This is a genomic window from Enterobacter cloacae complex sp. I1M (assembly GCF_014982425.1).
In the GTDB taxonomy this organism is placed as follows: domain Bacteria; phylum Pseudomonadota; class Gammaproteobacteria; order Enterobacterales; family Enterobacteriaceae; genus Enterobacter; species Enterobacter intestinihominis.
This window is the reverse complement of sequence record NZ_JADCLG010000018.1, coordinates 21,666-36,167: the sequence shown is the minus strand read 5'-3', so window position 1 is coordinate 36,167 and position 14,502 is coordinate 21,666. Positions and strand designations below refer to the sequence as shown.

At 57.8% G+C, this 14,502-nt stretch carries 13 protein-coding genes; 6 read left to right on the top strand and 7 right to left on the bottom strand.

Annotation, left to right across the window (positions count from 1 at the left end; translation table 11 throughout):
* Window positions 1–84: 84 nt before the first annotated feature.
* The 7 genes from nei to INF86_RS11120 all read right to left on the bottom strand — a co-directional run bounded on the left by nei (window position 85) and on the right by INF86_RS11120 (window position 6,193).
* Entirely contained in the window at window positions 85–876 is a 792-nt protein-coding gene (gene nei / locus INF86_RS11150) for an endonuclease VIII (protein WP_193543544.1), read from the bottom strand.
* Between the two features lie 18 nt (window positions 877–894).
* Entirely contained in the window at window positions 895–1,635 is a 741-nt protein-coding gene (gene pxpA, locus INF86_RS11145; protein ID WP_193543543.1) for a 5-oxoprolinase subunit PxpA, read from the bottom strand.
* Window positions 1,622–2,554 (bottom strand): 5-oxoprolinase subunit PxpC, encoded by a 933-nt coding sequence (gene pxpC / locus INF86_RS11140; RefSeq protein ID WP_063150782.1) that lies wholly within the window; start codon window positions 2,552–2,554, stop codon window positions 1,622–1,624. Before pxpC ends, pxpA begins: the two co-directional genes overlap by 14 nt.
* A complete protein-coding gene (gene pxpB, locus INF86_RS11135; protein ID WP_022647457.1) occupies window positions 2,548–3,204 on the bottom strand; it encodes a 5-oxoprolinase subunit PxpB in 657 nt (218 codons plus the stop codon). Before pxpB ends, pxpC begins: the two co-directional genes overlap by 7 nt.
* A gap of 14 nt (window positions 3,205–3,218) precedes the next feature.
* Window positions 3,219–3,962, bottom strand: a complete 744-nt coding sequence (locus INF86_RS11130; protein ID WP_003858635.1) for a type 2 GTP cyclohydrolase I — start codon at window positions 3,960–3,962, stop codon at window positions 3,219–3,221.
* Between the two features lie 10 nt (window positions 3,963–3,972).
* Window positions 3,973–5,385: a deoxyribodipyrimidine photo-lyase gene (phrB, locus tag INF86_RS11125; RefSeq protein ID WP_046618876.1), complete on the bottom strand. Its 1,413-nt coding sequence runs from the start codon at window positions 5,383–5,385 to the stop codon at window positions 3,973–3,975.
* Between the two features lie 601 nt (window positions 5,386–5,986).
* Complete coding sequence (locus INF86_RS11120) at window positions 5,987–6,193, bottom strand: YbfA family protein (RefSeq protein WP_014069366.1); 207 nt, start codon at window positions 6,191–6,193, stop codon at window positions 5,987–5,989.
* Between the two features lie 310 nt (window positions 6,194–6,503).
* Here INF86_RS11120 and kdpF point away from each other — a divergent pair, with 310 nt between their 5' ends.
* Genes kdpF through kdpE form a run of 6 tightly spaced genes read left to right on the top strand, consistent with a single transcriptional unit; the run spans window position 6,504 to window position 14,289 of the window.
* The gene (kdpF, locus tag INF86_RS11115; RefSeq protein ID WP_003858638.1) at window positions 6,504–6,593 is read left to right on the top strand and encodes a K(+)-transporting ATPase subunit F; all 90 of its coding nucleotides are present in this window, start codon (window positions 6,504–6,506) and stop codon (window positions 6,591–6,593) included.
* On the top strand, window positions 6,593–8,272 hold the full coding sequence (gene kdpA, locus INF86_RS11110; RefSeq protein ID WP_193543542.1) for a potassium-transporting ATPase subunit KdpA: 1,680 nt from the start codon (window positions 6,593–6,595) through the stop codon (window positions 8,270–8,272). The genes kdpF and kdpA overlap by 1 nt, the downstream gene beginning before the upstream one ends.
* Before the next feature lie 18 nt (window positions 8,273–8,290).
* A complete protein-coding gene (kdpB, locus tag INF86_RS11105; protein ID WP_063149452.1) occupies window positions 8,291–10,339 on the top strand; it encodes a potassium-transporting ATPase subunit KdpB in 2,049 nt (682 codons plus the stop codon).
* Window positions 10,340–10,351: 12 nt separating this feature from the next.
* Window positions 10,352–10,927 carry a potassium-transporting ATPase subunit KdpC gene (gene kdpC, locus INF86_RS11100; protein ID WP_022647452.1) on the top strand — a complete coding sequence of 192 codons (576 nt, stop codon included), beginning with the start codon at window positions 10,352–10,354 and terminating at the stop codon, window positions 10,925–10,927.
* Window positions 10,928–13,615 (top strand): two-component system sensor histidine kinase KdpD, encoded by a 2,688-nt coding sequence (kdpD, locus tag INF86_RS11095; RefSeq protein WP_193543541.1) that lies wholly within the window; start codon window positions 10,928–10,930, stop codon window positions 13,613–13,615.
* Entirely contained in the window at window positions 13,612–14,289 is a 678-nt protein-coding gene (gene kdpE, locus INF86_RS11090; protein WP_022647450.1) for a two-component system response regulator KdpE, read from the top strand. The genes kdpD and kdpE overlap by 4 nt, the downstream gene beginning before the upstream one ends.
* Window positions 14,290–14,502 lie beyond the last annotated feature (213 nt).

Sequence of the window (14,502 nt, the reverse complement as noted above, 5' to 3'; positions counted from 1 at the left end):
AAAACACGCCCGGCGGCGCTTCGCTTGCCGGGCCTACAAGTGCGAGATGTAGGCCGGGTAAGGCGTAGCCACCACCCGGCTTTTTTACATCTGGCACCCAGGGCACCAGTAAAACGGCCTGGAAGAGATCGTCGCTTTCTCAATCATCCCGCCGCACCGCTCACACTTTTTACCTGCCCGATGAAACACCTTGAAGCGGAACAGCGCCCCGTGATGCTTGTTCTCATCCACCACGCCGCGCGTGTTGTACGACAGCCGTGGAATATCCAGTAACGCGTACGACAGCGCCTCCAGCTGTTCATCGCTTAGCTGCGACGCTTTGCGCTGCGGCGCCAGCCCCACTCCCCAGAGGATCTCCACCCGCAGGTAGTTTCCCAGCCCCGCCAGAAATGCCTGATCGAGCAACAGCCTGGAAAACTGCCGGTTGCGGAATGTGGGCGATAACAGCCGGGCTTTCACATCGCTTGCCGTCAGGCGCATATCCAGCACGTCCGGCCCAACCCGCTGTAAGAACGGGTGCGTGAGCAACTGCTCCGGCGTTAACATTTCGATATCAGAAGCGCTATAGAGCAGGATCGCCTTATCCGCCGTTTGTAGCCGCACGCGCAGCACGCGGGTCGTTTGCGGCTGCTCGTCCGCCTTTACCACCCGCCAGACGCCGTAAAGCTGATTGTGGCTATATAACGTCAGGTTATGGGAAAAGTGGGTGAGTAACGCTTTGCCGCGCGTTTCAATGTGGGTCACCGTCTGTCCCACCAGCTCTGTTTCAAACGGTTTGAGTTGAGGAAAGGCAAACCAGACGTGTGTCAGAGTTTTGCCCTTTATCGCCGCCTCCAGGCTATCCGCCGCGCGGCGGATCTCCGGACCTTCTGGCATGTTATTGTCCTTTCATGATTATTCTGCGCTGACAACAATGCCCTCTTCCGAGAACGCCGCCCGCAGGCGTCGTGCAAACTGGAGCGCATGCTCGCCGTCACCGTGTAAGCACACCGTATCAGCCTGAACGTTTGCCGTTGTACCCTCCGTTGAGGTTACTCGCCCGAAGCGCACCATCTCCAGCGTCTGCGCCAGCGCTTTACCTTCGTCGGTGATCAGCGCACCGGCCTGCGCACGCGGAACCAGGCTGCCGTCCGGCAGGTATCCCCGATCGGCAAACACTTCCTGCCGCGTGGTCAGCCCCAGCCGTTCGCCGGCACGGATAAGCTCGCTGCCCGCCAGGCCCACCAGCACCAGACGCGGATTGCAGTCCCGTACCGCGCGGGCAATGGCGTCTGCCAGCGCCGGATCTTTTGCCGCCTGGTTATAGAGCATGCCGTGCGGCTTGACGTGGCGCATCTCGCCCTTCTCAGCGCGCACTATCGCCTCCAGGGCGCCGATCTGGTAGAGCATTTGCGCGTAAACCGTCTCAGGCGCCAGATCCATCGCCGTGCGACCAAAGTTTTCCCGGTCCGGAAAGCTGGGGTGAGCGCCTATCGCCACGCCGTTTTTCATGGCATTGCGCACGCTCGCCAGCATGGTCTGCGCATCGCCGGCATGAAACCCACAGGCGATGTTCACCGAGGAGACCAGCGTCATCAGCGCCGCATCGGCGCTGCTGCCCTCCCCCAGATCGGCGTTTAAATCAATCTTTACCATCGAGCCTCCACGCCAGCTGTTCGAGATAACGCTGCTGATCCTGACGGGCTTTCAGCGCCTCCTCCAGCGAACACTGCACAAAATGAATGGGCTGACCGAGAGGAATTTGCGCCAGATGGTAGCGATCCGCTTCAATAATGCAGGCAATACGCGGATATCCTCCCGTGGTTTGCGCATCGTTCATCAGTACGATAGGCTGGCCGTTGCCCGGCACCTGAATCACCCCCGGCAACAGACCATGGGAAAGCAGCTCCCGGTCAGTCGTGCGGGTCAGCGGCTGGCCCTGAAGCCGGTAACCCATGCGGTTACTCTGCGGGCTGATCTTCCATGGCGAGCGCCAGAAAGACTCTTTTGAGGCCTCATCGAACTCATGATATTCCGGCCCCGGCAGGGCGCGGATCAGGTTCCCCCACAACAGCTGCTTCACGCCCTGCGTGATGGTGAAATGGCGCGCTGATGGCTTAATCGCCAGGCGATCGCCGTCGCGCAGCAGCCGTCCTTCATGTCCGCCCATTCCCGCTTTCTGGTCGGTGCTGGATGAGCCCAGCACCTCCGGCACGTCGATACCTCCCGCCACCGCAAGATAGCTGCGCACGCCGTGCAGAGGACGCTTGAGCGTCAGACGCTGTCCGGCTTTCGCCCGCAGGCGCCAGCCGGTCCACACCGTTTTGCCGTCCAGCGTCGCGTCACAGCCCGCGCCGGTTAAGGCAAACCAGGTTTCCTGACCAAACTCAATCACGCACTGACCCAGCGTAATTTCTAACGCCGCCGTGCTGCCGGCGTTGCCTACCAGCAGGTTGGCAATCTCCAGCGAGGGACGATCAAGCGCACCGCAGTAGCTCACGCCCGACTGACGCAGGCCAAAGCGCCCGGCATCCTGTACCGAGGTGTAAAGCCCTGCGCGAATAAGCGTTAACATATCCCCTCCTTTTGCGGGATAAAGCGCAGGGTATCCCCCGGACGCAGGAGTATGGGCGCGTCCTGGCCAGGTTCAAATAACGGCGTGGATGTGTGCCCGATAAGCTGCCAGCCTCCCGGCGAGGCGAGCGGATAAATTCCCGTCTGTTCGCCACCAATCGCCACGCTGCCCGCCGGTACGCTCAGGCGCGGCTCAGCCCGGCGCGGCGTATGCAACTGGGGCGATAACCCGCCCAGATAGGGGAAACCCGGCTGAAATCCCAAAAACCAGACAACATAGTCGACTGAGCTATGCAGCTCCACAACCTGCTTCTCCGTTAATCCACAGTGCTCGGCCACGACGCCAAGGTCGGGGCCTCCCTTGCCGCCATAGACAACCGGGATCTCAATCGTCCGCGATTCCGGCTCCAGCGCCTCGCTCTCCTCCCACCAGCGTTGCAGGCGCTCAATGGCATCCAGCGCCCCCGTGTGCGGATCACGCAGCACCACGGTGATATTATTCATACCCGGAATAGCTTCAACCACGCCAGGTAGCTCGGGCAGTCGTTGAGCCAGACGCCAGATACGCTTTTGCGTGGCAAGCGTCACCGGAGGCTCAAGTTCCAGAACCACTGCGGTTTCACCCAGAAGATAACAACGCGCTCGCTGCACTTAACTACCTCTCATCAGGCCGGATTAGGGATATCAATAAACGTCACATCCAGATCGGTATTTTCCGTCAGCCACTCGCTGAGGGCGCGGATGCCGCCACGCTCGGTAGCGTGATGGCCTGCCGCGTAAAAATGCAGGCCTTGTTCACGGGCAGAGTGAATGGTCTGCTCGGAAACCTCGCCGGTAATGAAGGCGTCGACACCGAAACGCGCCGCGCTATCAATAAAGCCCTGGCCGCCGCCGGTGCACCATGCCACGCGCTTCACGGTATCCGGCCCGGTGTCGCCGCACCACAGCGGACGACGCCCCAGGCGTGCTTCGATCCACGATGCCAGCTCCAGACCCGGAACCGGCATCGACAGTTCACCCCACGGCACCAGGGGTTCAATTTCGCCCATCACGGTAATCCCCAGCAGCTGCGCAAGCTGAACGTTATTCCCCAGTTCAGGATGCGCATCGAGCGGCAGGTGATAGCCGTACAGGTTGATGTCATTCGCCAGCAGCGTTTTGAGACGGTTGCGCTTCATGCCGCGAATAATCGGTGATTCGTTTTTCCAGAAATAACCGTGATGGACTATCACCGCGTCGGCTTCCTGACGCACAGCCTCATCCAGCAGCGCCTGGCTTGCCGTTACGCCGGTGATGATTTTTTGCACCGTCTCGCGCCCCTCCACCTGCAAGCCATTCGGACCGTAGTCGCTAAACGAGGCCGTGTTGAGTTTTTCGTTAATCAGGCGTTCCAGTTCACTGTTTTTCATCATCATTCTCTCAAACTTTTCGGGCGGTTTCGTACGCCGCCAGCGTGGCGACACGCGCCTGTTTATGGTCGACAATGGGACGGGGATAGTTCAGGGTAACACGCTGTTTATCCGCCCATGCCCAGGGTTCATGAATGGCTTTAGCGGGGACATCCTTAAGTTCAGGCAGCCAGCGACGGATAAACTCGCCGTCGACGTCAAATCGTTGTCCCTGCGTGGTCGGATTAAAGATCCGAAAATAGGGAGCCGCATCCGTGCCGGTGGAGGCCGCCCACTGCCAGCCGCCGTTATTTGCCGCCAGATCGCCATCGATCAGCTGAGAGATAAAATAACGCTCTCCGGTTCGCCAGTCGATAAGCAGATCCTTTACCAGGAAGCTGGCGGTAATCATACGCAGACGGTTATGCATCCACCCGGTTTCATTGAGCTGCCGCATAGCCGCATCAACAATCGGGAAGCCGGTGAGCCCACGCTGCCATGCCTTCAGCAGCTTATCATTCGACTGCCACTGTACCTTATCGGTCCAACGAATGAAGGGGCGATGTTTACATAAATCAGGATGATACGTCATCAGATGGCGATAAAACTCACGCCAGATCAGTTCGTTCAGCCACACTGCGCCCGCCCCCCCGTCTACCGCCTGAGGCTGTTCCGCCAGTAGCCGATGTAAACACTGGCGCGGGGAGAGCGCGCCCAGCGCTAAACAGGCCGACAGGCGGCTGGTGCCTTCAATCGCTGGAAAATCCCGCCGCGCCTCGTAATCCGCCGCCCCCTGCGCGCAGAACTGACGCAACCGGGCGATAGCCGCTTTCTCGCTGGCGGGGAATACTGTTTCATCAAACGACTGCTGGGGATAATTCAGCCTGATGTCCTGCAGATCCGTTATCGTTTCCCCTCTTATGGCCGGGGCGGGAACGCATTCTGGCAGCCCCTCTTTCAGGCGTTTGATAAAAGCATTTTTAAATGGCGTGAAAACTTTATACATCTCGTGACTGCCGGTCATCACGCTGCCCGGTGCGAGCATCACGCTGTCATCAAAGCCTTCACAGACCACGCCCGTAAGGTTTTTCTCCAGCTGACGATCCCGCTGCTGCTCGTTAAATTCATACTGGTAGTTGTAAAAAAGACGCGTTACCGCGTGCTGCTTACAGATTGCCTGCACCATCTCAAGCTGTGCGGCAAAATCATGGGCCTCTTTATAGATCAGCGGAATGCCTTTTTCGGCCAGTGAATGTTGCAGGTCATTCAGATACGCGCTGAGTAATGCCGCTTGCCGGGGCGCCATGTCATGCTGCCGCCACTGTTCAGGCGTGGCGATAAACAGGGCCAGCACATTCGCGTCTTTAGCGCGGCAGGCGGCCGCGAGAGCGAAGTTGTCGTGAATGCGTAAATCCGCGCGAAACCAAACCAGATGGGTGGGCATAAAACTCCAGGCAATTGTCCATTATGTCCGTAAGGGCATGCCGTAAAAGGAAAAAGGCACGCATTGAACTACTTTGCCATGAAGTGTAGACGGGATGAAATAAAAAAGGCCGCCCGAGGCGGCCTTAACGCTACTTGTCCTGCGCTATCGGGGTAAAGGCAATAAACACATCCGGTTTATCACTCTTTACAACGAGTGCGCTGGCGACAATGAACGCGATGCATAAATAGCGTTTCACTATGCGGTCCCTGCTGCTAACCGCTCCACCTATCACCACCGGTGATAAATCGGTGGACACAAGCTCTGTGTGGAGCCTGACTCACGGTTGTGGTAACACCTTTCCCGGGACCGGTGCCCATTTGCGAGATGGCGGAAAGGGACGCTGCATAGTAGGCATCACGTGAGCAAAACGTAATCCATTGAACGTGTTTTTAAGAATTTATTTAGGAGTGAAGCGTTTGCTTATTAAACCAGCAGAAGTATGCTTGTAAACCTCTGTGTGAGAGCTTGAAAACCACCCAACGGACCGCGAATCCCGAGGGACAAAAAAACCGCCACTTTGCTGTAGGCGGTTTTTTTATGGCTACGATGTCACAACGTATCAGTAGAAATCGCAGGTTGCTTTCTCGGCCTGATCCATCCACACCGGCTTTTCGCTGGTTTTCGCCCAGACGCGGTGCAGATAGCTGTAAAAACGTGCGCGATCTTTCCAGAACAGCATCACCGGCAGGGCCAGCACGCCAGCCACTACGGCGAAAGTGCGACGCATGAACACGATATGAGCCGGATACTCTTTATAAAGATCCATATTTTTCTCCCCTGTAGTTGGCCGGAAACCTTCTCCGGAAAATGTGAAATCTGTGACCTGGTTAAAATAATACCGCTTTGTTTGTAATTTTACTACTCATCCGACCACTTATTTTCATCCATTTCGTGAATATTTACATTCAAGCCTGTAATTAAGTTACAAAAAAGTTAACGGCTTACTTACCAATAGTTAAATTGTGGTCTTTCCCATTTTTATACTTTTTTTACACCTGCCCTTCTGATTTTTGCGAAATCTTTGCGCCACAAATCCTACCGTTTGTACAACAACAAAAGTCACCCGGAGGTGGAGTGTGAGTGCAGGTCTGATTGCCGGCATCGTGCTGGTGTTCCTGTTATTGGGTTATCTGATTTATGCCCTGATTAATGCGGAGGCATTCTGATGGCTGCTCAGGCGTTTTTGCTTATTGCCAGCTTTTTACTGCTGCTGTTTATGCTCGCCAGGCCGCTGGGAACAGCGCTGGCACGGCTGATAAACAACGTGCCACTGCCGGGTACGCGAAAAATTGAAAACGTGCTCTGGCGCATTTCAGGTATCAGCGACCGGGAAATGAGCTGGGGCCAGTACCTGATGGCGATACTGCTTCTGAATATCGTGGGGCTTATTGCCCTCTTTACGCTGCTCATGCTCCAGGGCAATTTGCCGTTGAATCCGCAGCAGTTACCAGGTTTATCCTGGCATCTGGCGCTGAACACGGAGGTCAGCTTTGTCACCAATACCAACTGGCAGTCTTACGCCGGTGAAACCACGCTCAGCTACTTCAGCCAGATGGCAGGGTTAACCGTGCAAAACTTTCTGTCTGCAGCCAGCGGTATCGCGGTGATCTTCGCCCTGACGCGCGCGTTTGCCCGTCAGAATGTCAGCACGCTCGGCAACGCGTGGGTTGATGTCACGCGCATCACCCTTTGGATCCTGGTGCCTGTTGCGCTGATTATTGCCCTGTTCTTTATACAGCAAGGCACTCTGCAAAACCTGCTGCCTTATACCCCTTACACCTCGCTTGAAGGGGGCAGGGAACTCCTGCCAATGGGGCCAGTGGCGTCGCAGGAAGCAATCAAGATGCTGGGCACCAACGGGGGCGGCTTCTTCAACGCCAACTCATCGCATCCGTTTGAAAACCCAACGGCATTAACCAATTTTGTACAGATGCTGGCGATCTTCCTGATCCCCGCCGCGCTCTGCTTCGCCTTTGGCGATGTGGTTAACGATCGCCGCCAGGGCCGTACGCTGCTGTGGGCCATGTCGTTAATCTTCGTGGTCTGCGTAGCACTGGTGATGTGGGCCGAATGGAACGGCAACAGCCACTTCATGCAGCTGGGGGCTAACAGCAATATCAACCTGGAAGGCAAAGAGAGCCGCTTCGGCATTCTTGCCAGCAGCCTCTATGCGGTGGTCACCACGGCGGCCTCCTGCGGGGCGGTGAACGCCATGCACGACTCTTTCACCGCGCTTGGCGGCATGATCCCGATGTGGCTGATGCAGATTGGCGAGGTAGTCTTCGGTGGGGTCGGTTCGGGGCTGTACGGCATGCTGTTGTTCGTTCTGCTCGCCGTGTTTATCGCCGGGCTGATGATCGGCCGCACGCCGGAATATCTCGGCAAAAAAATCGACGTCCGCGAAATGAAATTAACCGCGCTGGCAATCCTGGTCACCCCCGCCCTTGTGCTGCTCGGTACCGCGCTGGCGCTGATGACCGACGCCGGGCGCAGCGGCATCTTTAACCCGGGCATTCACGGCTTTAGCGAAGTGCTTTACGCCGTTTCGTCTGCCGCAAACAACAACGGCAGCGCCTTTGCAGGGTTAAGTGCCAACTCACCGTTCTGGAACTGTCTGCTGGCGTTCTGCATGTTCTTCGGTCGTTTCGGCGTGATTATTCCCGTCATGGCGATCGCCGGAACACTGGTGAATAAGAAGATCCAGCCGACCACTACCGGTACGTTACCGACTCACGGCGCGCTGTTCGTCGGCCTGCTGATTGGCACCGTTCTGCTGGTAGGTGCCTTGACCTTTATCCCCGCCCTCGCGTTAGGCCCGGTTGCGGAATATCTCTCTTTACGCTGATTTTGCGGAGAATTTGTCATGAGTCGTAAACAACTGGCCCTGCTCGAACCGACGTTAGTTCGTCAGGCCCTCATGGATGCGGTAAAAAAACTGAGCCCGCGCGTGCAGTGGCACAACCCGGTGATGTTTATTGTCTGGACTGGAAGTTTACTCACCACCGCACTGGCGATTGCCATGGGAACGGGACACCTTTCAGGAAATGCAACCTTTACCGGCGCCATCAGCCTGTGGCTGTGGTTTACCGTGCTGTTCGCCAACTTTGCCGAAGCGCTGGCGGAAGGCCGCAGTAAGGCGCAGGCCAACAGTCTGAAAGGGGTCAAAAAAACCGCCTTTGCGCGCAAATTACGCGAACCTAAATACGGCGCGCAGATGGACCACGTTCCGGCGGATGAACTGCGCAAAGGTGACGTGGTGCTGGTGGAAGCCGGGGACATCATCCCCTGCGACGGGGAGGTAATTGAGGGCGGCGCGTCGGTAGACGAAAGCGCTATTACCGGGGAATCCGCGCCCGTGATCCGTGAGTCGGGCGGAGATTTCGCCTCAGTTACCGGCGGAACGCGCATTCTTTCCGACTGGCTGGTGATCCAGTGCAGCGTTAACCCGGGCGAAACCTTTCTCGACCGGATGATCGCCATGGTGGAAGGCGCACAGCGTCGTAAAACGCCGAACGAGATCGCCCTGACCATTCTGCTGGTGGCGCTCACCATTGTGTTCCTGCTGGCAACGGCGACCCTGTGGCCCTTCTCCGCCTACGGCGGTACAGCGGTCAGCATCACCGTACTGATCGCCCTGCTGGTCTGTCTGATCCCCACCACTATCGGCGGCCTGCTTTCCGCGATTGGCGTGGCGGGGATGAGCCGTATGCTGGGCGCGAACGTCATCGCCACCAGCGGACGCGCCGTTGAAGCGGCGGGTGACGTAGACGTACTGCTGCTGGATAAAACCGGGACCATCACCCTGGGTAATCGTCAGGCCTCTGACTTTTTACCTGCTCCCGGCGTGGATGAAAAAACGCTGGCCGACGCGGCGCAGCTTTCTTCGCTGGCCGATGAGACGCCGGAAGGTCGCAGTATCGTGATCCTCGCCAAGCAGCGCTTTAACCTGCGCCAGCGCGACGTACAAAGCCTGCACGCCACGTTCGTGCCCTTTACGGCGCAAACCCGCATGAGTGGAATTAACATTCAGGACCGGATGATCCGTAAAGGGTCCGTTGATGCCATTCGCCGTCATATTGAAGCCAATAATGGACATTTCCCTCCGGAAGTCGACCACCTGGTGGAAAGCGTGGCGCGTCAGGGGGCAACCCCGCTGGTGGTGGCGGAAGGTGCAAGCGTTCTGGGGGTTATCGCTCTGAAGGATATCGTTAAAGGGGGTATAAAAGAGCGTTTCGCCCAGATGCGTAAGATGGGCATTAAAACGGTGATGATCACCGGGGATAACCGTCTGACTGCGGCGGCCATTGCCGCCGAAGCGGGCGTGGATGATTTCCTTTCCGAAGCGACACCGGAAGCGAAGCTGGCACTCATTCGCCAGTATCAGGCGGAAGGTCGTCTGGTGGCGATGACCGGCGACGGCACCAACGACGCCCCGGCGCTGGCGCAGGCCGACGTGGCGGTGGCGATGAACTCCGGTACCCAGGCGGCAAAAGAGGCGGGCAACATGGTGGATCTCGACTCGAACCCGACCAAGCTGATCGAAGTGGTGCATATCGGGAAGCAGATGCTGATGACGCGCGGCTCGCTGACCACGTTCAGTATCGCCAACGACGTGGCGAAGTATTTCGCCATAATCCCGGCGGCCTTTGCGGCAACCTATCCGCAGCTGAATGCCCTGAACGTAATGCACCTGCACTCTCCAGCCTCGGCCATTTTGAGCGCGGTGATCTTCAACGCGCTGATTATTGTCTTTCTTATTCCGCTAGCGCTGAAAGGGGTGAGCTATAAGCCGCTGACGGCCGCCGCCATGCTGCGCCGTAACCTGTGGATTTACGGTCTGGGTGGGCTGGTGGTGCCCTTTATTGGGATCAAGGTTATCGACATGTTGTTAATGCTGTTCGGGCTGGTTTAAAAGGTGAATCTCATGACGATGTTACGTCCCGCTATACTGTTGTTTATTCTGCTGTCTCTGATTACCGGCGGGCTTTACCCGCTGATGACAACCGCGCTGGGCCAGTGGTGGTTTGAGGACCAGGCCAACGGCTCGCTGATTATCCAGAACGGTGAAAACCGCGGCTCGCGTCTGATTGGGCAAAACTTTACGGACCCGCGCTACTTCCAGGGACGCCCTTCCGCCACTGCGGAAAGCCCGTATAATCCAATGGCCTCCGGCGGCAGCAATCTGGCTGGCAGTAATCCTGACCTGGACAAAGCCGTTGCTGAACGCGTTGCCGCCCTGCGCGCCGCGAATCCGCAGGCCAGCCGTGAGGTGCCGGTTGAGCTGGTCACCGCCTCCGCGAGCGGGCTGGATTACAGCCTGACGCCGGACGCAGCGGCGTGGCAGATCCCACGCGTGGCCGCCGCCCGTCAGCTGACCGTCGAGCAGGTGAGCCAGCTGGTTGCAGAACATACGCAAAAGCCGCTGGTCAGCTTCATCGGCATGCCGGTAGTGAACATTGTTGAGCTGAATCTGGCGCTGGATGCGCTAAGGAAGAATTAAATGACCGATGAGCCCATGCGCCCGGATCCGGACAGGCTGCTTGAACAAACGGCTGAAGCCCACCGCGGCAAGCTGAAAATTTTCTTCGGCGCCTGCGCGGGCGTCGGGAAAACCTTCGCCATGCTGACGGAAGCCCAGCGGCTTCGGGCGCAGGGGCTTGATATTCTCATCGGCGTGGTGGAAACCCACGGTCGCAAAGAGACGGCGGCGCTGCTGACGGGGCTGGCGACGCAGCCGCCCCAGCGTATCAGCCATCGCGGTCGGCTGGTGACGGAGTTCGATCTTGATGCCGCCCTCGCCCGCCGCCCCGCGCTGATCCTGATGGACGAACTGGCGCACAGCAACGCGCCTGGCTCACGCCACCCGAAGCGCTGGCAGGATGTTGAGGAGCTGCTTGAAGCCGGCATCGACGTCTTCACCACGGTGAATGTTCAGCATCTGGAAAGCCTGAACGACGTGGTGAGCGGCGTAACCGGTATCCAGGTTCGGGAAACCGTCCCCGATCCGTTTTTTGATTCTGCCGATGAAGTCGTACTGGTTGACCTGCCGCCGGACGATCTGCGCCAGCGCCTGCACGAAGGCAAGGTGTATATTGCCGGCCAGGCCGAACGCGCCATCGAACATTTTTTCCGCAAAGGAAACCTGATTGCCCTGCGCGAGCTGGCCCTGCGCCGCACCGCCGATCGCGTAGATGACCAGATGCGCGCCTGGCGGGACCTGCAGGGGCGGGAGCGCGTCTGGCACACGCGTGACGCCATTCTGTTATGCATTGGTCACGGCAGCGGCAATGAAAAACTGGTCCGCACCGCCGCCCGGCTTGCGGCGAAGTTTGGCAGCGTCTGGCACGCGGTGTATGTCGAAACGCCACAGCTTCACGGCCTGCCGGAAAATCAGCGTCGCGCCATTTTGAGCGCGCTGCGGCTGGCGCAGGAGCTGGGTGCCGAAACCGCAACCCTGTCCGATCCGCAGGAAGATAAAGCCATTCTGCGCTACGCGCGCGAGCATAACCTGGGCAAGATTGTCATTGGACGTCGCCAGCATCGCCGCTGGTTTAGCCGCGAATCTTTTGCCGACAGGCTGGCACGCCGCGCGCCGGATCTGGATTTAGTCATCGTCGCGCTGGATGACAAGCCCGCCCCCCTGCCCGGCCGTACGCCGGACGCACGCAACTTTGGCGATAAATGGCGCGTCCAGATCCGGGGCTGCCTCGTGGCCGTGGTCCTTTGCGCCCTGATTACGGTGATTGCCAGCCAGTGGCTAATCGCCTTCGATGCCGCTAATCTGGTCATGATTTATCTGCTGGGCGTCGTTGTGGTCGCGCTCTTTTATGGCCGCTGGCCGTCGGTGCTGGCAACGGTGATCAACGTCATCAGCTTCGACCTCTTTTTTATCGCTCCGCGCGGGACGCTTGCTGTCTCGGACGTGCAGTACATTCTGACCTTTGCCGTGATGCTTACCGTCGGGCTGGTGATCGGGAATCTGACGGCAGGCGTACGCTACCAGGCACGCATTGCCCGCTATCGCGAGCAGCGCACCCGCCATCTGTATGAGATGTCAAAATCGCTGGCGGTCGGCCGCACGCAGCAGGATATCGTCCAGACCAGCGAGCAGTTTATCCGTTCGACCTTTCATGCCAGTAACCTGATTTTGCTCCCCGACGAGAAGGGGCGCCTTCACCCGCTGACCTCCCCTTCGGGGATGACGCCCTGGGATGAAGCGATTGCCCGCTGGAGCTTTGATAAGGGTTTACCTGCCGGTGCCGGCACCGACACTCTGCCCGGGGTGCCTTACCAGATCCTGCCGCTGCGCAGCGCGGATAAAAATCACGGGCTGGTCATCGTCGAGCCGTCTAACCTGCGTCAGCTGATGATCCCCGAGCAGCAGCGCCTGCTGGAAACCTTCACCCTGCTGGTCGCAAGCGCCCTTGAACGGCTGGCGCTCACCGCCAGCGAAGAGCAGGCGCGGCTGGCAAGCGAGCGCGAAAGTATTCGCAATTCGCTGCTGGCAGCGCTGTCTCACGATTTGCGCACCCCGCTTACCGTGCTGTTTGGTCAGTCCGAAATTCTGACGCTGGATCTGGCGGCGGAAGGATCAAAACATGCGATGCAGGCCAGCGAAATTCGTCAGCACGTGCTAAATACCACGCGTCTGGTGAACAACCTGCTGGACATGGCGCGCATTCAGTCCGGCGGGTTTAACCTCAAAAAAGAGTGGCTCACCCTTGAGGAGGTTGTCGGCAGTGCGCTGAAGATGCTGGAGCCGGGTCTCGGCGGGCGCCATATCGAGCTGGACATGCCGGAACCCCTGACGTTAATCCATGTGGATGGCCCGCTGTTTGAGCGCGTGCTGATTAATCTTCTGGAAAATGCCGCTAAATACGCCGGGGCAAAGGCCCGGCTGGGGATTGCTGCCAGGGTGGATAAACGTGTGCTGCGGCTCGATGTCGGGGATACCGGGCCGGGTATTCCGGCCGGCCAGGAGCGCGCCATATTCGAAAAATTTGCGCGCGGTAATAAGGAATCTGCCATTCCGGGCGTCGGGCTGGGGCTGGCGATCTGCCAGGCGATTGTTGACGTGCATGGCGGCACCATTTCCGCAGAGAACCGCCCGGAAGGTGGGGCACGCTTTTGTGTTACACTTCCTCTTGAAACCCCACCAGAACTTGATGAATTACCAGAGGATTTGTGATTAACGTTCTGATTGTTGAAGATGAGCTCGCTATCAGCCGATTTCTGCGTACCGCGCTGGAAGGCGACGGTTTGCGCGTTCATGAAGCCGGAACGCTTCAACGGGGGTTAATTGAAGCCGCCACCCGCAAGCCAGATCTGGTGATCCTGGATCTGGGACTCCCGGATGGCGATGGCATCGATTTTATTCGTGAGGTGCGTCAGTGGAGCCAGATGCCCATTCTGGTGCTCTCTGCCCGCACCGAAGAGACGGATAAAATCGCCGCGCTGGATGCCGGAGCGGATGATTATCTGATAAAACCGTTTGGCATTGGCGAGTTACAGGCCCGGCTTCGTGTGGCGCTGCGTCGACACAGTGCCACCACTCCTTCTGAACCGGTGTACGTCTTTGGCGATATCCGCGTCGATCTTGCCGCCCGCCGCATCGTGCGAGGGGAAGAAGAGATCCACCTTACGCCTATCGAGTTTCGTCTGCTGGCCGTGTTGCTCAGTAACCACGGAAAAGTGTTAACGCAGCGACAGCTGTTAAGCCAGGTCTGGGGACCGAATGCTGTCGAACATAGTCACTATTTACGCATTTATATGGGACACCTTCGCCAGAAACTTGAAGCCGATCCCGCGCGTCCTCGTCATTTATTAACAGAAACCGGTATCGGATATCGGTTTATGATCTGAATAAGTATTCACTTTAATTTTAAATAAAGAACACACCAGCCTGAATATAGCCATGAAAATAACGACGAGATTATTTTCATGCCTATATTCGCCCTCACTAAACATAATTAGAACACCAATTTAACACCAAACCAACAAAACAGCATTTTGATCTGCGTTATTCACTCATAACGACTAATTATTTCTGAAATGATCGGTTATTGGTGATCTATT